The organism is Streptomyces sp. NPDC001728 (assembly GCF_040297565.1).
GTDB lineage: Bacteria > Actinomycetota > Actinomycetes > Streptomycetales > Streptomycetaceae > Streptomyces.
In genome coordinates, this window is the sequence record NZ_JBEOZK010000012.1 from 182,667 (window position 1) to 200,884 (window position 18,218).

The window sequence follows — 18,218 nt, forward strand, 5'->3', positions numbered from 1 at the left end:
GACTCTAGATCATCAGTTCGCCCGGGACCGGCGGGCCCGTACGGACCGGAGGGCCGACCAGCCGAGGCCGACCGCCGCGAGCCCCACGAGCAGGGCCTCCGGCAGGGTGCCCATCCGGGTCGCCGGGGTCAGCGAGGAGCGCAGCGGCACCTTCTCGACCAGGACGTCCGGGGTGAACATCTTCGTCTGCGCGACGATCTCGCCGTCGGGGCGGATGACGGCGCTGACCCCGCTGGTGACGGGGACGACGACCGACCGGCTGTGCTCGACCGCCCGCACCCGGGACATCGCGAGCTGCTGGTAGGTCATCTCGCTGCGGCCGAAGGTGGCGTTGTTGCTGGGCACGGAGATGAGCTGGGCTCCGTGGGTGACGGTGTCGCGGACCGCCCAGTCGAAGGCGGCCTCGTAGCAGGTGGCGAGGCCGACCTTGGTGCCGGCCAGGTCGAAGACGCCGACCTTGGTACCGGCGCCGAAGTCGCGGCTGACCCGGTCGACGTTGCTGTTGAAGAGGCGGACGAAGGAGCGCATCGGGATGTACTCGCCGAAGGGCTGGACGTGCCGCTTGTCGTAGGTGGCGACCGGGCCGCGCCGCGGGTCCCACTCGATGAGGGTGTTGCGGAGCTTGCCGGTCTCGGGCGCCACGACCGCGCCGATCACGGTCGGTACGCCGATGGCGCGGACGGCGCCGTCGATGACCTCGGCCGCGTCGGCGTTCGCGTAGGGGTCGATGTCCGAGGAGTTCTCGGGCCAGAGCACGAAGTCGGGCTGCGGGGCGCGGCCCGCCTCGACGTCGGCGGCGAGCTCGCGGGTGCGGGCGACGTGGTTGTCCAGGACGGCCCGGCGCTGGGAGTTGAAGTCCAGGCCGAGCCGGGGCACGTTGCCCTGGACGGCGGCGACGGTCGCGGTGCCGTCCTCGGCCGAGTCGTCGACGAGCGGGAGCGCCGCGAGGGCGCCGGTGACCGGGAGGAGCACGGAGAGCGCGGCGGCGGCGAGCGGGCCGCGTGGGACGGTGCCAGTGGCGCGGTACGCCCGGACCTGGCGGTACGCCTCGTACAGACCGAAGCCGCAGAGGGCGACGGCGAAGCCGAGCACGGGGGTGCCGCCGACGGCCGCGAGCGGCAGGAAGACCCCGTCGGCCTGCCCGAAGGCGATCTTGCCCCAGGGGAAGCCGCCGAAGGGCACGCGCGCGCGTGCCGCCTCCGCGAGGATCCACACCCCGGCGGCGAAGAACGGCCACCACGGGAGCCGGGACACGGCGGCGATGCCGAGTCCCGCCGCGGCCACGAACAGCGCCTCGACGGCGGCGAGCGCGAGCCAGGGGCCGGCCCCGACCTCCTCACCGGTCCAGACGAGGAGGGGGAGCAGGAAGCCGAGCCCTGCGAGGTATCCGAGACCGAACCCGGCGCGGAGCCGGCGGCCCCGCAGGGTCCAGCCGAGCAGGGCGAAGGCGGGCAGCGCGAGCCACCACAGGGGGCGCGGCGGGAAGCTCAGGTAGAGCAGGAACCCGGACAGCAGGGCCGCCCCGGGCCGTACGAACCGCAGCAGCCGGGAACCCGGCGTGGGGGCGGTGTCGGCTCCGGACGCGTCGACGGGGGTGATGGTGGCGCTCACCTTGCGGAGTCTACGGGTCGCCCCTGTGCGCGCGGGGGCCGGTGCGACGGGGGCACGGGAACGGGGTGGTCCGCCCGGCCGAAGCGGGCGACCTGCCCGGGCCCCGGCCCGTGCGCCCGGGGGCGCGCGTCCCGCACGGCGTTCCGGGGGCTCACACCCCGGTCGGTGTGGGCGGTCCGGGCGGGACCGGGTGGGCGAGGCGGTCCCGGATGACCCGTACCGCGGATTCCGCGTCGTCGACGGTCACCGTGAACGTACGCCCGTCACCGAGGCGCAGGACCAGACCCTCGCCCCTGCGGACGACCACCGCCGTACCCCTCTCGGGGCGCCAGCGATAGCCCCAGCCGCCCCAGTGACGCGGGGTGACGCTCGGCTCGAAGTCGGCACCGACGACATGGGAGAGGGGGATGCGGCGGCGCGGCACACCGATGTGGCCGCAGCGGACCTCCATCGCGCGGTCGTCGACCTTCACGGCGACGTGGACGAAGGCGAGCGTGCCGAAGAGGACGAGGAGTCCGGCGGCGACACAGCCGATCACGGCCATCAGGAGGGGTGCGATGCCGGACGTCCAGGCCGATTCGACGGCGAGGGTGATACCGAGGGCCATGCAGGCGGCACCGGCGGCGGCAGCGACCCACTGGAAGCGGTTGGTGGCGCGACCGGTCCAGACGGCGGGGGTCCGCTCGTCGGCACGCGGTTTCCGGGCAGGCTGCCTCATACCGGGAAGGGTACCCAGGATCTCCCCGCGCAGCGCGCCGGAACGAAGCGGTCCGCTCACGCTCGGTGAGCATGGGTGGAGGGTGAACGGGAGGTAGGGCGGAGGCTGTACGGGGAGGGCGGGCGGCCTCGGGACGGCCGGGGGGGCAAACGCTCAGTGCGCGGCCGCCACCGTCCCGAGGGTGCGGCCTTCGGCGTAGCCGAGGGCGGTGGCGGGGAGCGTGCCGGGGCGCCCGCTGAGCAGGACGGTGAGGGTGCCGGTGGGGTCCGCGTCGGGGGCGGGTTCGGCACCGACCCGGCGCAGCGCCTGGGCGGCGACGGCGTCGGCGGAGCCGTGGAAGACGAGCGGGGGCAGTCCGGCGCGGCCACGGGCTTCGAGGGCGGCGAGGATGCGCTCCTCGACCAGTTCGTAGTGGGTGCAGCCGAGGACGACGGTGCGGACGTCGCGGGGGGTGAGCGCGGCGGCGGCGGCGACCGCGCGGTCCACGGCCTCGGGGTCGGCGTGCTCCACGGCGTCGGCGAGTCCGGGGCAGGGCACCTCGGTGACCTCGGCGCCGTCGGCGAAGTCGCGGATGAGCCCTCGCTGGTAGGCGCTGCCGGTGGTGGCCGGGGTGGCCCAGATGGCGACCTTGCCGCCACCGGCGGCGCCGGGCTTGATCGCGGGCACGGTGCCGATGACGGCGATGTGCGGTTCGAGGGCTGCGCGGATGGCGGGCAGGGCGTGCACGGTGGCGGTGTTGCAGGCCACGATCAGCGCCTGCGGGTGGTGCTCGGCCGCGGCGAGCGCGACGGCGAGGGCGCGTCCGGTGAGGTCCTCGGGGGTACGGGGGCCCCACGGCATGCCGTCGGGGTCGTTGGAGAGCAGCAGATCGGCGTCGGGCCGGAGGCGCCGCACCGCGGCCGCTGCCGGGAGCAGGCCGATTCCGGAGTCCATGAGCGCGATCTTCACCCGGTCACCCTAGCTGATGAGCCTCATATCCCCCGCGATCTGGGGCAGACTGCCGCGAATGAGCACCCTCGCCTGGTTCGCGCTCGCTTCCCTGGCCGTCTGGGTCTGGCTGCTGCTGGGCCAGGGGTACTTCTGGCGTACGGACCAACGCCTCCCGTCGGCGGCTCGCGGGCCCGCGGGCGGGTCGGGACGAGGCGGGCCCGCAGGCGGGGCGGCCTTTGACGAGCGGGCAGGCGGGGCGGCCTCGCGTGGTGACGCACGCGGGTCGGGCCAGGGCGGGGACGCGGAGCGGTGGCCGCGTGTGGCCGTCGTCGTACCGGCCCGGGACGAGGCCGGGGTGCTGCCGCTGAGTCTGCCGTCGCTGCTCGCGCAGGACTATCCGGGCGTCGCGGAGGTGGTCCTCGTGGACGACGGGAGTACGGACGGGACGGGGGCGCTCGCGGTCGAGCTGGCCCGCCGGTGCGGCGGGCTGCCCCTGACGGTGGTGTCGCCCGGTGAACCGGAGCCGGGCTGGACGGGCAAGCTGTGGGCGCTGCGGCACGGGATGGCGCTGGCACGCGCGCGTGGGCCGGAGTTCCTGCTCCTGACGGACGCGGACATCGCGCACGAGCCGGACAGCCTGCGGCTGCTCGTGGCGGCGGCGGTGGGCAACGAACTGGACCTGGTGTCGCAGATGGCCAGGCTCCGGGTCGCGAGCCCGTGGGAGCGGCTGGTGGTGCCGGCGTTCGTCTACTTCTTCGCCCAGCTCTATCCCTTCCGGTGGATCAACCGGAAGCGCCCGCTGGCGACGGCGGCGGCGGGGGGCTGCGCACTGCTGCGGACGGAGACCGCGGTGGCGGCGGGCGTTCCGGAGGTGATCCGGCAGGCGGTGATCGACGACGTGTCGCTGGCGCGGGCGGTGCGGCGGTCAGGCGGCCGGATCTGGCTGGGTCTCGCGGACCGGGTCGACAGCGTCCGCCCCTATCCGGGGCTCGGCGAGCTGTGGCGGATGGTGACCCGCAGCGCGTACGCGCAGTTGCGGCACAACCCGCTGCTGCTCCTGGGGACGGTGGCGGGCCTGGTGCTGGTGTATATGGTGCCGCCGGTGACCCTGGTGGCGGGACTCGCGGGCGGGGACGGGGTGGCGGCGTGGGCCGGTGGCGCGGCCTGGGCGGTGATGGCGGGGACGTATCTGCCGATGCTCCGCTACTACCGGCAGCCGTGGTGGCTCGCGCCGCTGCTGCCGTTCACCGCGTTCCTGTATCTCCTGATGACGGTGGACTCGGCGGTGCGGCACTACCGGGGTGTCGGTGCGGCGTGGAAGGGCCGGACGTACGCGCGCCCGGAGGCGTCTCCGGAGAGATGAGCGTGCCGGGCCGGTCGAACGCCCGGCGAACCGCCCGGCCTCCGTGTCCCGCGCCCGCCCTGCGCCCGGCCTGGCCCCTCGTACGGATCAGACGACCGTGATCGCGGTGAGCAGGAGTCCGCGCTCGGCGAGCCAGCGCCCCTCGAGCCGGGCCGGCAGGTCGCCGCCCGGCGGGGCGAGGGGCAGGATGCGGGCCGTGAAGGCGCCGCCGAGGCGGCTGTCGCTGTCGTCCGCGCCCTCGTCCAGGGTGAAGGTGAGGGCCGCGTCCTCGAAGCGCAGGCGCCGACCGGTCCAGGGGTACCAGGTCTTGTACACGGCCTCCTTCGCGCTGAACAGCAGCCGGTCCCAACGGACTTCGGGCTCCACCCGCGACAGTTCGCGCAGATGCCGCTGTTCGCCGGGCAGGGCGATGGCCCCGAGGACGCCGTCGGGCACGGGTTCGTTCGGTTCGGCGTCGATACCGAGGGCGGCGACATCGGGCGAGCGGGCGGCGACCGCCGCGCGGAAGCCCGCGCAGTGGGTGATGCTGCCGAGGGTGCCCTCGGGCCAGACCGGTGCGCCGTGCGCGCCGGGGAGCAGCGGCGCGGCGGGCGCGCCCAGGGCCGCCAGGGCCTGCCGGGCGCACCGGCGGGCGGTGGTGAACTCGCGGCGCCGGGAGTCGACGGCCTTCGCGATCAGCGCGGACTCCGCCGGGTGGAGGTCGCCGGGCTCGACGACGTCCTCGAAGGCGTCCACGGCGACGACGCTCTCCGGCACCAGGCGTTCGATCACTTGCGCTCCTCGGGCTTGCGCTCCCCGTGCTCGCGCTCCTCGGGAAGGATCCGGCGGAGGCCGACCTCCGGGTGGCGCGGACGGCTCCACTCGCGCGGGTAGCCGACCGACACCTCCTCGAAGCGCACCCCGTCGTGCCAGGTCGTCCGGGGGATGTGCAGATGGCCGTAGACGACCGCGCGGGCCCGGAAGCGGAGGTGCCAGTCCGCGGTCCGTTCCGTGCCGCACCACTGCGCGAAGTCGGGGTGGCGCAGGATCCGGGTGGGTTCGCGGACGAGCGGGTAGTGGTTGACGAGCACCGTCGGCAGCTCCGCGTCGACGGCCGCGAGGCGCCTCTCGGTCAGCGCGACGCGGGCCTCGCACCAGGCCTCGCGGCTCGGGTACGGGTCGGGGTGGAGGAAGAACTCGTCGGTGCAGACGATGCCGTTCTCCTCGGCGCGGGCGAGGGACTCCTCCTTGGTGGTGACTCCTGGCACGCGGAACGAGTAGTCGTACAGCACGAAGAGCGGCGCCACCGTGACCGGGCCGCCCACGCCGTGCCACACGGGGTACGGGTCCTCGGGCGTCAGGACGCCGAGGCGGCGGCACAGGGCGACGAGGTGCTCGTACCGCTCCTGGCCGCGCAGTTGGACCGCGTCCTCCTTCGGCGTCCACAGTTCGTGGTTGCCGGGTGTCCACACCACCTGGGCGAAGCGCTCGCTCAGCAGGGACAGGGCCCACTCGATGTCCTCGGACAGCTCGCCGACGTCTCCCGCGACGAGCAGCCAGTCGTCGTCCGTCGTGGGGCGCAGCGACTCCACGATCGCCCGGTTCTGCCGGTAGGCGACGTGCAGGTCGCTGATGGCCAGCAGGCGACTCTTGCTCTCGGTCATGCCGTCGTTCCTGTCGTCGGTCGGTTCCGGTGCGGCCCGAGGCCTGGCCGGACGGGCGTGGCCGGAAGGGCCCGGCCGGACGGCGGTGCACACGCGGTGGTCATCACGAGGTCAGGAAGACCGCGTCCCAGTCCGTGGGGAGCCCAGCCACCACGGCCCCGGCCGTGGTGGCTGGGGCCGTGGTGACCCCGTCCGTGGTGGTCCCGTCCACGGTGGCCGGGACCCACGGCCTCCTGGCGCGCGCCGCCTCCGCGTAGCCGAGGAGGGTCAGGGCCACGCCGGCGGCGCCGTCGATGAGGGACGGGCTCTCCAGGACGACCGTACCTCCGGGAGTCCGTACCAACTGGCGGTATCCGAAGGCGGATTCGGCGTCGTGGAGGGAGACCAGCGCGTCCGCCAGGCGGTCGGCGCCGTGCCAGAGCGCGGGCTCGCCGGTGCGTTCGGCGAGCCGGACGGCGGCGTGCAGGACGCCTGCGAGGCCGTGGCAGAAACCCGGGTCGTCGCCGCCGAGTTCGGCGAGCGGCCGGGCGAGGAGGGCGGTCATCGCGTCGACGGCCAGGCGGGTGACCGAGGGGTCGCCCAGTTCCGTGCCCGCCAGGTGGAGCGCGCCGGCGATGCCGGCGGTGCCGTAGCACCACCCGGCCCGCGTCGTCGCGCCCCGGGCGGGCGGCGCGGCGCCGGTCTCCTCGTCGAAGGCGACCCGGCCGGGCCACGCGACCGCGCCGTGCCCGTTCTCGTACGCGTGCCCGCCCAGCCAGTCGGTGATCCGCCGGAGCGCGTCGGCGGTGCCGGGCACGGCATGGCCGGCCCGGTGGGCCAGTGACAGGAGGGCGAGCGGGCCGCAGACGCCGTGGGCGGCGCCCGCGTTGAAGTCGCCGCGCGGGTAGGCGGCCCGGTCGCGGGGTACCTCGTAGCGCTCGGGGGCGCACCACCAGCCGGGGACCTCGACGCCGTCGAACCGACGCGGTTCGGTGAGCGCGACCAGCAGGGCGAGGATGTTCTCCAGGGCCTGCGCGGCCCGCTCGTCGCCCCGGACGGCCGCCGCGAGGAGCACCCTGCCCTGGCCGGTGAGGCCGGCGACGACGTCGTAGTCGAGGTACGAGAGCCCGGAGCCCCAACGCTCCCGCAGCGCGGCGGCCCGGGCGCGGGCGTGCCCGGCGAGCACGTCGGTGCCGCGTTCGAGCAGCCGGGTGTAGCCGCCGGTGGCCTCGGCGCCGAGCAGCGCGGGTATCAAGAGGTTCCCCACGGCGGCGGGTCCCTCACGCGGGGCGAGCGCGGTGGCGGCGGCGAGATGCGCGTGCGCGGGCGCGCGCCACGCGTCGTCGTGCCGCGCGCAACGGTCGTGCAACAGCCCGACGCCGGGATGCCCGAGCAGCACGGAGGCCGGCTGCCACCCGGGCAGCATCGACTCCCCCGGCACCCCGGCGAACTCCTCCGCGGTGACGCGGGCGACCCGTTCGGGATCGCGGAGCCGCTCGGCGACGTCGAGGGCGACGCGGAGCGCGGAGTCGGGCGGGCTGGGGCGGTGAGTGGGGTTGGCGGCGGGATCGGGGCTGGGGGCCGGGGCACGGGCCGGGGCCGAGGCCGGAGCCGGAGTCAAGGCCGGGGCCGGGGCCGGGGCCGGGGCTGGAGTCGAGGGCGAGGCCAGGGTCGAGGCCGAGGCGGGGACCGGGATCGAGGCTGGGGCGGAAGCCAAGACCAGGCTCGGGGTCAAGCCCAAGGCCGGGCCTGTGGTGGAAGCCGGAACTGGGGCCGGGGCCGAAACGGGGGCCGGGGCCGAAGCAGGGACCGAAGCCGGAGCAGGGGCCTTCTCGTTCCGGTTGGCTCGGTGGGCTTGGGTCATCGGTCGTGCCTCTTCCTGCTGAGGGCCAGGGCCAGGCCTTCGCGGGCCGTCACGTGCGCGAGGACCTCCTCCTCGCGACGGGTGCCGATCAGCCGGTTGCAGTGCATGTGCGCGAGGCTCAGCGCGACCGGGGCCCTGCGGTACGGGGCGAGGGTGGCGCGCAGGACCCTCAGCGTCTCGGCGCGCGCGGCGCGCGGCGCGGAGCCGGTGGCGTCGGAGAAGAGGTCGGCGACGGCCTCCTTCGTGGCGCGGGCCACCTCCGAACGCCGGGACAGGAAGCGGGGGTCGCCGAGCCAGTCGAGAGCCTCCTCCTGGCTGCCGAGCCCGGTGAGGAGGTCGAGGATGCCGAGCGCGGCCCGCGTGACCACCGGCAGCCCGCCGCCGTCGCCGCCACCCGCCAGCTGCGCCAGTACGTCCGCGCTGTCCGCGCGGAAGACCCGTTCGGCGTGGACGAGCGCCGCCGGGCCTCCGTACCGCTCCGTCTCGGGGTCGTACGTGTCGAGCACCAGCCGGTCCGTCAGGCCGGCGTCCCGCAGCTCCTCCGCCCACTCCCGTACGGCCGGCAGCAGCACCGGCCACAGGGTCTCCGGCTTGCCCCGGAATCGCAGGCGCAGATGCGGATCGGGGTCCGCGTAGCGGAGGAAGAACCAGCCGTCGGGCCCGGCGGCGCGCACCGCGTCCGAGGCGACGAGCCGGCTCACATGCCGGGCAAGGACCTGGTCCTGGAGGCCCTCGGGGACGTACACCTTGGCGTACAGCCACTCGCCGCCGGGCAGCACGGCCCGTCGCCCGGCGTGCGCCTGCGCGGCGGCGGGCAGCACGGCCGGGGCAGCCGAGGCTCGGGGCCGGCGGGCGAAGAGCGGGACGACCAGTTCGCAGGCGTGCGGGCCGTCGGGCCCGGCGAACCAGCCCGTGCCGTGCGGGCCGCCGTACCACTCGTTGATCACCAGGCCCCTCGGCCGCTTCACCTCGTCGTGCAGGACGAGCAGATGGCGCGGGTCGCCGAGGTCGACCGTGACCCGGTTGTCCGCCCGCGCGAGCAGCACGTACCGGGGCACCCCGAGGCGCATCCGCCACCCGGTGACGGCCTCGCGCCAGCCCGGACCCGTGCCGTCGGTACGGGCGGCGGCGTCCTCGCGGAGCGCGCTGTCCGGGAGCCAGCGGGCGGGCGCGAGCACGGTGCGGCCCAGCCGGACCCGGGGCAGGGCCGGGGCGGCGGCCCAGGAGCCCCAGTTCCAAGGGGGGCACCAGTCGTGGCCCTCGTAGCCGAGTTCGAGCAGGAAGCGTGCCGCGTACGGCAGATGGCCGCTGCCGGGATTGAGCATCGAGTGCGACACCGGGCGCACCGCCCGGCCCGTCGGCGTGTGGACGATCCACATCCGGTTCAGGTCGGCGTGGACGGCGAGGTCCTCGGGGCGCAGGTCCGTGATGTCGCCGCGGGCGGCGGAGGCCGGGACGCCGAGCGGGATGCGGAACGGGAGCAACGGGGGCACGGTGGCGACGTTCGCGGAACGGGCGACGCGCGGCCGGTACGCGACGGTGGCGACCAGCTCGCTCGTCGGGGCGCGAGGCACATCCGCTGACGGAGGCCGCACCGGGTCCACCGTCGGGTCCTCGGCGGACCGGTGCACCGTGTCCACGGACCGGTTCGCCGCGTCCACTGCGGACCGGCCCGCCGAGCCCAGAGCGGACCGGCGCGCCTCACCCTCTGCGGAACTCCCCGCCGGATCCACTGCGGACCGGCCCGCCGGGCCCTCGCCGGGCCGCCCCGCCGCACCCTCCGCCGACCGCCCCGCCTCGTATCCCGCCGACCGCCCTACCTCGAACCCCGCCGACCGCCCCGCCAGCCCCTCCGCCCGCGCGACGATCGCCGCGAGCGCCTCGCCGTCGTCGGCCAGAATCGGCGCGAAGCGGCCGAACGTGGCGCCCGCTCGGGGCGAGCCGGGGTTCGCTCCCAGGATCAGGTGGAAGTCGCCGGCGAGCAGGGCCTCCCAGCTGTCGGCGGCGAGTTCGACGCCCAGTTCCAGCGAGGTCGGCACTCCGCGCTCCGGGGCGCTGCCCTCCGTCGACTCGCCCAGCGCGTCCAACGTCGTGTCGTCGAGGACGATCTCGGCGGGGCCGTCCCCGCCCCCCTCCGGGCTCCGCAGGGCCGCCCGCAGCAGCTCTCCGAGGAGCTGGTCGCGGCGGCGGTCGTCCGCCGAGGGGGACGTCGGCTCGGCCGGTGTGCCGTCCGCGCCCGCGCCGCTCCGGTAGGACCCGGGGAGGCCGAGGCCGCGCGCCTCGTCGAGGAGTTCGAGCAGCGGCACGGCGCGCTCGGTGCCGTACCGCTCCAGAAAGGCCAGGTGGTACGCGCGCAGGTGCGGCATGCCCGGGCGGGTGGCCGTGGTCCGCCAGAGGGCGGCGGCGGCCCGCTCGGCCTCCCGGCCGACCTCGGCCGGCAGGACGAGCCGCGCGTCGAGCCGCAAGTCCGACTGGATCAGGTCGTCGGCCTCGCGCAGCGCCCGCATCCGAGCGGTGACCTCTGCCAGCGCCGGACCACGCCCGGCCGGCGGTGCCGAGTCGAGGGCGGTGAGCCCGGCACGTATCGCGCCGAGGGCCCGGGGCAGCGGGTGGTCGACGCCCGCGAGCCGGTCGAGGACGTGGTCGAGCGGGGCGGTGTGGTCGGGCGGCGGCATCAGGTCGCTCAACAGGAAGCCGCCGCGGACCAGTTGCCCCACCGTCCACTCCACGGTCGCCGCCGGGGCCTGCGGGAAGCTCTCGGCGAGTCCGGCGACCAGCTCGGGCCAGGCGACCGGCCCGGCAGCCCGCTCCAGGACGTGGGCAACGACCGCGCTCGACCGCACGGAGTGCGCCAACCGGTGCTTCCCCGTGGGATCGTGGTGGTCGACGAGGACCACGCGGCCGTCGCGTACGGTGCGCAGCGGGTTGGCGGTCAGGGCGGCGTGCTCGCGCAGTCCCGGGGTCGTGACGACCTCGTCGGCGAGCAGGCCGTACAGCCAGGCCGCGTCGGGCCGGCTCGCGCTCCGGTGCGCGTCGCCCACCTCCCGTACGACGTCGGTACCGGTGCCGGTACCGGCGAGCGCGACGCCCGCGAAGTGGCCGAAGGGCGTGGCCCGGAAGGTCGCACGGAGGCGGTACTTGGTCAGCGAGACGACCGTACGTACGAGTCGCTTGCGCTTGACCGGGGCCCCGGCCCGGACCTTCTCGGCCTCGTCGGCCAGGCTCGGGCTGGCGAGCCGTACCGCTGCGAGGAAGACCGGGTCGGCCGCGAGCCGCACGACCTCGGCCCGCAGCGCTTCGTCGGAGGCGAGGCCGGCGGCGAGGTCGGCGGCGAGGTCGGCGGCGCCGGAAGCAGGGGGCGCGCCGTCGGCGGGTGGCACGGGGCGGGCGGCGGCGCGCAGCAGCACCGTCCCGGCGGCGTCGAAGATCTCACTGTCCGTCACGTGTCGGTCCCCGGTCCGTTCTGTGCGTGCGTCCATGTAAACGTGCGTACGTGGTGGCAGTGGCATGGGTGCGCCGGGCGGCGCGGGCCCCGGAGGGCCGTGCCCGCCCGGCGCGCGATCAGCCGGTGGGGCCGATCAGCAGTGCCAGGACGTGACCGGGCAGGAGAGACAGGTGCCGGTGCCCGTGAAGGACTTGGCCTCCGTCGCCGGGGCGTCCTGGACGACGACCTCCAGGTCGAGGTCGAGGTCGAACTCCAGCTCTGCGGAAAGTGCGGTCGCCATGGGTTCCTCCAAGGAATCGCGGTCGCCGAGACGGCCGGGTCGGCCGGCCGCCGTTCACGCCGTTGCGCGGACCAAGATCTAGGCGGGCTCGCCAAACCACGACTTAAGAGGGCCTAACCCCGCTCTGACGCCGCTCTCCTCGCACCGAGATCCACAAGACCCGGCATAGGCGGCTGCAAGGGCGGCTTTAGAACGCTCGCCAAGCATGGCCGACGTCGCACCCGACGTACGGGAGAGCTGGGAATGGTCGAGAAGACGGACGACGACGGCACGCTGCGGTCGCTGCACGAGCGGGGCCGAGTGGCCGCCGAGTACCCGCGGGTACGAGCGCTGGTCGGCGCCACCGACACCGCCGGGCGGCGCCGGGCGGGCAACCTGCTGGCCCGCGTCGACCCGGACGCCGTGCTCGCCGAACACCCGGGCACACCGGTCGTGTCGGTGGCCTTCACCGGGCACAGCACCGTGTCCGGCCTCGTCGCGCCGGTCACCGCCGAGCTGGCCCGGCACGGACTGCTGCTGCGCCCGCACGTGTCCGACTTCGACAGTTACGTCTTCGACCTGTCGGACACCGGGAGCGAGCTGTACGCGGCGGAGCCCGACGCCGTCGTGTGCCTGCTGGACGCCTCCGTCGTCTTCGACGAGGTCCCGCTGCCCTGGCGGCCCGAGGACGTGGCCCGGGTCTTCGACGAGAAGCTGCGGCTGCTCGGCGGGCTCGCCGGCGTGTTCGACGGTGTGGGCCGCGGCACACTGGTCCTCAACACCCTTCCGCTGCCGCGCGAGTGGCCGGCGCAGCTGGTCGCGCTGCGCGACCGGGCGCGGCTCGGCGCGGTGTGGCGGGAGGCCAACGCGCGCCTGCTGCGCCTGATGGACGAGCACCCCTCGCTGACGGTCATCGACTTCGACCCGCTGCTCGGCGCGACGCTGCCGCTGCGCGACGACCGGCTCGGTGTCTACACGCACACCGAGCTGTCGCCCGAGGCGCAGGCGGCGTACGCGGCCGAGCTGTCCGGCGTGTTCCGCGCGAGCGCCGGGCGGGCGAAGAAGGTCCTGGTCCTCGACCTGGACAACACGGTGTGGGGCGGGATCCTCGGCGACGACGGGATCGAGGGCATCGAGGTGTCCGGCTCCTACCGTGGTGAGGCCTTCCGCAAGCTTCAGCGTTCGGCGCGGCAGATCGCCTCGCAGGGCGTGCTGCTCGCCGCGGTCAGCAAGAACGACCTGGAGCCGGTGCGCGAGGTGCTCAGCTCGCACCCGGACATGACGCTGCGCGAGGACGACTTCGTCCGCGTGGTCGCCAACTGGCGCCCCAAGCACGACAATCTGCGTGAGCTGGCCGCCGAGCTGAATCTCGGCGTCGACAGCTTCGTGTTCGCCGACGACAGTCCGTACGAGTACGGCCTCGTCACCCGTGAGCTGCCCGACGTCGCGGTGGTCGCGCTCGACGACGAGCCGGCGCTGCACGTCGAGAAGCTGCTGCGGGACGGCTGGTTCACCGTACGGGACATCACGGCCGACGACCTGAAGCGCCCCGAGCGGTACCGGGAGGATCTGGACCGCAAGGACTTCCTGGACAGCTTCTCGTCCCTCGACGACTACCTGCGCGAGCTGGACGTCCAGGTGCGGTTCGCCGACGCCTCGCCCGCCGAACTGTCCCGGGTCTCCCAACTTACCTTGCGTACCAACCAGTTCAACCTGACCACCGAGCGGCTCCAGGAAGCCGAGGTGGCCGAGCGGGCGGCAGCGCCGGACTCCCTCGTCCTGACGATCCGCTCCGGCGACCGGTTCGGCGACAACGGCATCGTCGGCGCCGTCCTCGCCCACCGCGACGACGACGCCCTCGTCATCGACAACTTCCTACTCAGCTGCCGGGTGTTCGCCCGCGGCATCGAGCAGGCCTGCCTGTCGGCGCTGCTCGGCCACGCCCGTGAGCAGGGCCTGAGCACGGCACGGGCCGGCTACCGGCCGTCGGCCAAGAACGGCAAGGTGCGGGACTTCTATCCCGCCAACGGCTTCGCGCCGGACGCCCCGGGCGGCGGCCCCGACGGCTCGCCCGTCCTCTTCCGTCACGACCTGGCGGACATCACCGCGCCGCCGGAGCACCTCCGGCTGACCCTGAGCCTGGGAGGGCTGCACCAGTGAAGAACCTCGACGACTTCCTCACCCTCGTGGAGAGCGAGATCGGTCTCTCCCTCACGCCCGCGACGGTCGGCGCCGGATTCGACGAACTGCCCGGCTGGGACTCGCTCCACCTGCTGACGCTGCTGACCGCGATCGAGCGGGAGACCGGACAGCGGGTGCCGATGACGCAGGTCCTGGAGTCGACCAGCCTCCACGACGTCTTCGCGCTCACGGCGGCGGCACGGACGGTGGGGACATGACCGGCGCCTCCGTCGGGTCCGGTACGGCCGTTCCGGCCCGCCGGGGCTCGGCCCCGGTCCCGGCCCGCTCGGCGTATCTGCTGCCCCGGCAGCCCGACCCGACGCGGGCGCCGCTGCGGCTGTTCTGCTTCCACCACGCGGGCGGCGCGGCCTCCTCGTTCTCCGGCTGGCAGGAGCGTCTGGGCGGCGCCGTCGCCGTCGTACCGGTGCAACTGCCCGGCCGCGAGCACCGGATCAAGGAGCCCAGGCTGCGGGAGTTCACGCGGCTCGTCGACGAGCTCGACGAGGCACTCGACCCGCTGCTCGATGCTCCCTACGCCTTCTACGGGCACAGCATGGGCGGCATCGTCGCCCACGCGCTGACCCGGCGGCGCATCGAGCGCGGTCTCACCCCGCCCCGGCAACTCCTCGTCGGGGCCTGCCCGCCGCCGCACCGGCCGCACCTGGACGACGCCGTCCCGCCGCAGCGGCGCACCGACGAGGAGCTGACGGCGTGGATGGCCGGCCTCGGCGGGCTGCCCGACCTGGTGCGGCGCTACCCGGAGTGGCTCCGGCTCGCCGTCGCCGTGCTGCGCGACGACCTGAGCCTCGTGCACGGCCACACCTCCGGCCGGGGCGCCACCACGGCGCTCGACCCGCTGCCGGTCCCGATCCGCGCGCTCGCCGGGTCGAGCGACCCGCTGGTGACACCACGGCTGGCCGCGGAGTGGGCCCGCCACACGACGGCCGACTTCCGGGTGTTCACCCTGGCCGGCGGTCACTTCTTCCACCGCTCGGCACCCGGCATCGCGCTCCGGCTCGTCGCCTCACTGCTCGGCGCCGAGCACAGCGCCCGGTCCTGAGGAGGCCGGGGCGGGTCCTTACGGCTCCGGTCCGTGGCCTGAGGGTGCGGTCCGGGTCCCGAGGACGTCGGTCCGAGGCCTGAGGGCACCGGTCCAGGTCCCGAGGGCGCCGTCCCGGACCCCGGACCGCCCCGTAACCCCACACCTTGCACGCCCTCCACGCCCCCACACCCTTCTTTCCCCTCCACGCCAGCTCGGCCCGAAGCCCCCGCACACCGAAATTCGGAGACGGTAGACGATGACTGCTGCACCCCGCCCCGTCGTACTGTGGCCGGTCTCGGCGCCCGGGCCGGCCTCGCTGCGCGCCCGCGCCGCCGCTGCCGGGGAACTGCTCGACAGCCTCACCGGCCTGTCCCCGGCGTCGGCCGCGGCCACGCTGACGGCGGCCGACGAGGCCGCCGGTCACCGGGCCGTGGTCCTCGGCCGGGACCGCGACGAGCTGCTCACGGGGCTGCGGGCGCTGGCGGCCGGCCGGATCGAGGACGTCGGCACGGAGGTACGGCGGGGCCGGCTGCCGGAGGACGGTGCGGCGCCCGGCGCCGTCTTCGTCTACTCCGGATTCGGCGCACACTGGGACGGCATGGGCGTCGACCTGCTCGACGGTTCCGAGGCGTTCCGGAGCAGCCTCACCGCCTGCGCCGACGAGCTGCGCCCGCTGGTCGGCTGGGACCTGCTCGATGTCCTGCGGGGCGCCGATGGCGCCCCGGAGCTGGAGTCCGCGGCCGTCGTGATGCCGGCCCTGGTGGCTGTCATGATCGCACTGACCGAGGAGTGGCGCTCGCTGGGCGTCGAGCCGGTGGCGGTGGTCGGGCACAGCATCGGCGAGATGGCCGCCGCGCACGCGTGCGGGGCGCTGCCGCGGGCCGAGGCGCTGCGCATCGCGGCGGTGTGGGGTGCGGCCCTCACCGACGAACTCGCGGGTGGGCACGGCATCGTGGCGGTGCTGCTGTCCGCCGAGGAGATGCGGGAGCGTCTCGCGCCGTGGGGCGACCGGCTGGGTCTCGCCGCCGTCAACGGTCCCCGCTCGGTGACGGTCTCGGGCGAGGAGGACGCGCTCGGCGAGCTCCTGGCGGCGCTGTCCGCCGAGGGCGTACGCACCCGCCGGATCCGGTCCGACGTGCCGGTCCATGTGGCGCAGGTGGACACGATCATGGACCGGCTGCTCGCGGAGCTGCGGACGGTACGGCCCGCCGCGTCCCGGATCCCGTTCTACTCCTCCGCGCTCGGCGGCTCGGTGGACACCACGGAACTCGACGGGCCTTACTGGGCCGGCCAGTTGCGCCGTCCGGTGCGGTTCGAGTCAGCGGTACGCGCGCTGCTCGCGGACGGTCACGGCGCGTTCCTGGAGGCCGGACCGCATCCCGTGCTCAAGCTGGCCGTCGAGGAGACGGTCGAGGACACCGGTCTCGCGGCGGACGTCGTGGTGGCCGGGTCGCTGGTGCGCGACCGCGACGGGCGGCAGGCCCTGTCGGCGGCCTTCGCCGACCTGTGGACGCACGGCCTGCCTGTCGACCTGACCCGGGCGGCGGCCCTTCAGCAGCCCCGGGACGCGGACGGCGAAGACCAGGGCCGGGGCGGCGAGGGCCGGAGCGCCGGTGGGCCCGCGCGTCTGGAGCTGCCCCCGTACGACACCGCCGCGGACGCCGCCGAGGCGGCCCGCTCCGTCACCGTACTCCACGCAGAAATAGACGCGTTGACCGAGGTTGAGCGCCGTCGACGCCTCCTGGAGGTCGTACGGGAGCAGACCGCCGACGCGCTCGGGGCCGACCGGGGCGCCGCGATCGGGGCGCCCGGCGACACGTTCCGCGACCTCGGCCTGGAGTCCTCGGCCGCCGTCGTGCTGCGCAACCGTCTGGCCCTGGCGCTCGGGCTGCGCCTGCCCGTGGCCGTCGCCTTCGACCACCCCACGCCCGACGCGCTCGCCACGCATCTGCACGCGCTGCTGTACGAGACGGCCGCGACGCCCGGGAGCGCGGGCCGCCGCGCGGACGTCGATCCCGGCGAGCCGATCGCGATCGTCGGCATGGCCTGCCGCTACCCGGGCGGGGTGTCCTCGCCCGAGGACCTGTGGAAACTGGTCAGCGAGGGCACCGACGCCATCGGCCCCTTCCCCCAGGACCGGGACTGGGACGAGGACCTGTACGACCCCGACCCGGAGGCCGTCGGCAAGTCCTCGACGGCCCGAGGCGGGTTCCTTTACGAGGCGGGCGGGTTCGACGCCGGCTTCTTCGGCATCAGCCCGCGCGAGGCGACGGGCATGGACCCGCAGCAGCGGCTGCTCCTGGAGACGGCCTGGGAGACGTTCGAGCGGGCCGGCATCGACCCGACGACCCTGCGCGGCAGCGACACCGGCGTCTTCGCCGGCACCTACGGCCTGGAGTACGGGCCCCGGCTCGCGGACGCCGCAGAGGGCGTCATCGACGGCTACCTCCTGACGGGCCAGTTCGGCAGCATCGCCTCCGGTCGCATCGCCTACACGCTGGGCCTCGAAGGCCCGGCGATCACGGTGGACACGGCCTGCTCCTCGTCCCTGGTGGCGCTGCACCTCGCGGTACGGTCGCTGCGGCAGGGAGAGTGCTCGCTCGCGCTGGCCGGTGGCGCCGCGATCATGGCGAGCCCCGGCATGTTCGTGGAGTTCAGCCGCCAGCGCGGACTGTCCCCGGACGGCCGCTGCAAGGCGTTCTCCGCGACGGCCGACGGCACCGGCTGGAGCGAGGGCGTCGGCCTGCTGCTCGTCGAGAGGCTCTCCGACGCCGTCCGCAACGGCCACCCGGTCCTCGCCGTCGTACGCGGCAGCGCCGTCAACCAGGACGGCGCGAGCAACGGCCTCACCGCGCCCAGCGGCCCTTCGCAGGAGGCTGTCATCCGCCAGGCCCTGGCCGACGCGGACCTCAGCGCGGGCCAGGTCGACGCGGTCGAGGCCCACGGCACCGGGACCCGCCTCGGCGACCCGATCGAGGCACAGGCACTCTTCAACACCTACGGCGTGGACCATGAGGACGAACACCCGCTCTGGCTCGGCTCGTTGAAGTCCAACATCGGGCACGCGCAGGCTGCGGCCGGTGTCGGCGGTGTCATCAAGATGGTGATGGCGATGCGGAACGGGGTGCTGCCCCGAACCCTGCACGCGGAGCACCCGACGGACCACGTCGACTGGTCGGACGG

The 18,218-nt window shown here is 75.0% G+C and carries 13 protein-coding genes; 5 read left to right on the top strand and 8 right to left on the bottom strand.

All coding sequences use genetic code 11. The features are described from left to right. Positions 1 to 12: 12 nt before the first annotated feature. The 3 genes from lnt to ABT154_RS20065 form a co-directional block, all read right to left on the bottom strand. Positions 13 to 1,611 carry an apolipoprotein N-acyltransferase gene (gene lnt / locus ABT154_RS20055; RefSeq protein WP_351858172.1) on the bottom strand — a complete coding sequence of 533 codons (1,599 nt, stop codon included), beginning with the start codon at positions 1,609 to 1,611 and terminating at the stop codon, positions 13 to 15. Between the two features lie 151 nt (positions 1,612 to 1,762). Further along, positions 1,763 to 2,329: a PH domain-containing protein gene (locus ABT154_RS20060; RefSeq protein WP_351858173.1), complete on the bottom strand. Its 567-nt coding sequence runs from the start codon at positions 2,327 to 2,329 to the stop codon at positions 1,763 to 1,765. A 153-nt stretch (positions 2,330 to 2,482) separates the two neighbouring features. Beyond that, positions 2,483 to 3,277: a glutamate racemase gene (locus ABT154_RS20065; protein WP_351858174.1), complete on the bottom strand. Its 795-nt coding sequence runs from the start codon at positions 3,275 to 3,277 to the stop codon at positions 2,483 to 2,485. A gap of 58 nt (positions 3,278 to 3,335) precedes the next feature. Between ABT154_RS20065 and ABT154_RS20070 the strand changes: the two genes are divergently transcribed. Then, positions 3,336 to 4,622, top strand: a complete 1,287-nt coding sequence (locus ABT154_RS20070; RefSeq protein ID WP_351858175.1) for a glycosyltransferase — start codon at positions 3,336 to 3,338, stop codon at positions 4,620 to 4,622. An 87-nt stretch (positions 4,623 to 4,709) separates the two neighbouring features. Here ABT154_RS20070 and ABT154_RS20075 read toward each other — a convergent pair whose 3' ends face one another. From ABT154_RS20075 to ABT154_RS20095, 5 genes are all read right to left on the bottom strand, one after another. Beyond that, complete coding sequence (locus tag ABT154_RS20075; protein WP_351858176.1) at positions 4,710 to 5,393, bottom strand: 4'-phosphopantetheinyl transferase family protein; 684 nt, start codon at positions 5,391 to 5,393, stop codon at positions 4,710 to 4,712. Beyond that, complete coding sequence (locus ABT154_RS20080; protein ID WP_351858177.1) at positions 5,390 to 6,265, bottom strand: metallophosphoesterase family protein; 876 nt, start codon at positions 6,263 to 6,265, stop codon at positions 5,390 to 5,392. Before ABT154_RS20080 ends, ABT154_RS20075 begins: the two co-directional genes overlap by 4 nt. Before the next feature lie 103 nt (positions 6,266 to 6,368). Continuing rightward, a complete protein-coding gene (locus ABT154_RS20085) occupies positions 6,369 to 7,961 on the bottom strand; it encodes a lanthionine synthetase C family protein (RefSeq protein ID WP_351858178.1) in 1,593 nt (530 codons plus the stop codon). Positions 7,962 to 8,104: 143 nt separating this feature from the next. Next, the gene (locus tag ABT154_RS20090) at positions 8,105 to 11,551 is read right to left on the bottom strand and encodes a lantibiotic dehydratase (RefSeq protein WP_351858179.1); all 3,447 of its coding nucleotides are present in this window, start codon (positions 11,549 to 11,551) and stop codon (positions 8,105 to 8,107) included. 135 nt (positions 11,552 to 11,686) lie between these two features. After that, positions 11,687 to 11,833: a hypothetical protein gene (locus ABT154_RS20095; protein WP_317878357.1), complete on the bottom strand. Its 147-nt coding sequence runs from the start codon at positions 11,831 to 11,833 to the stop codon at positions 11,687 to 11,689. 243 nt (positions 11,834 to 12,076) lie between these two features. Between ABT154_RS20095 and ABT154_RS20100 the strand changes: the two genes are divergently transcribed. The 4 genes from ABT154_RS20100 to ABT154_RS20115 all read left to right on the top strand — a co-directional run. After that, positions 12,077 to 13,972, top strand: coding sequence for an HAD-IIIC family phosphatase (locus ABT154_RS20100; protein ID WP_351858180.1), 1,896 nt, complete (start codon positions 12,077 to 12,079; stop codon positions 13,970 to 13,972). Then, positions 13,969 to 14,211, top strand: coding sequence for an acyl carrier protein (locus ABT154_RS20105; protein WP_351858181.1), 243 nt, complete (start codon positions 13,969 to 13,971; stop codon positions 14,209 to 14,211). The genes ABT154_RS20100 and ABT154_RS20105 overlap by 4 nt, the downstream gene beginning before the upstream one ends. After that, on the top strand, positions 14,208 to 15,053 hold the full coding sequence (locus tag ABT154_RS20110; RefSeq protein ID WP_351858182.1) for a thioesterase II family protein: 846 nt from the start codon (positions 14,208 to 14,210) through the stop codon (positions 15,051 to 15,053). Before ABT154_RS20105 ends, ABT154_RS20110 begins: the two co-directional genes overlap by 4 nt. A 238-nt stretch (positions 15,054 to 15,291) precedes the next feature. Next, the coding region (locus tag ABT154_RS20115) for a beta-ketoacyl synthase N-terminal-like domain-containing protein (RefSeq protein WP_351858183.1) at positions 15,292 to 18,218 on the top strand (2,927 nt) is incomplete at its 3' end.

What these genes read in the sequence shown, in the direction of transcription:
- ABT154_RS20060 (WP_351858173.1), bottom strand. Translation starts at nt 2,329, where the DNA reads ATGAGGCAGCCTGCCCGGAAACCGCGTGCCGACGAGCGGACCCCCGCC.
- ABT154_RS20070 (WP_351858175.1), top strand. Translation starts at nt 3,336, where the DNA reads ATGAGCACCCTCGCCTGGTTCGCGCTCGCTTCCCTGGCCGTCTGGGTC.
- ABT154_RS20080 (WP_351858177.1), bottom strand. Translation starts at nt 6,265, where the DNA reads ATGACCGAGAGCAAGAGTCGCCTGCTGGCCATCAGCGACCTGCACGTC.
- ABT154_RS20095 (WP_317878357.1), bottom strand. Translation starts at nt 11,833, where the DNA reads ATGGCGACCGCACTTTCCGCAGAGCTGGAGTTCGACCTCGACCTCGAC.
- ABT154_RS20100 (WP_351858180.1), top strand. Translation starts at nt 12,077, where the DNA reads ATGGTCGAGAAGACGGACGACGACGGCACGCTGCGGTCGCTGCACGAG.
- ABT154_RS20110 (WP_351858182.1), top strand. Translation starts at nt 14,208, where the DNA reads ATGACCGGCGCCTCCGTCGGGTCCGGTACGGCCGTTCCGGCCCGCCGG.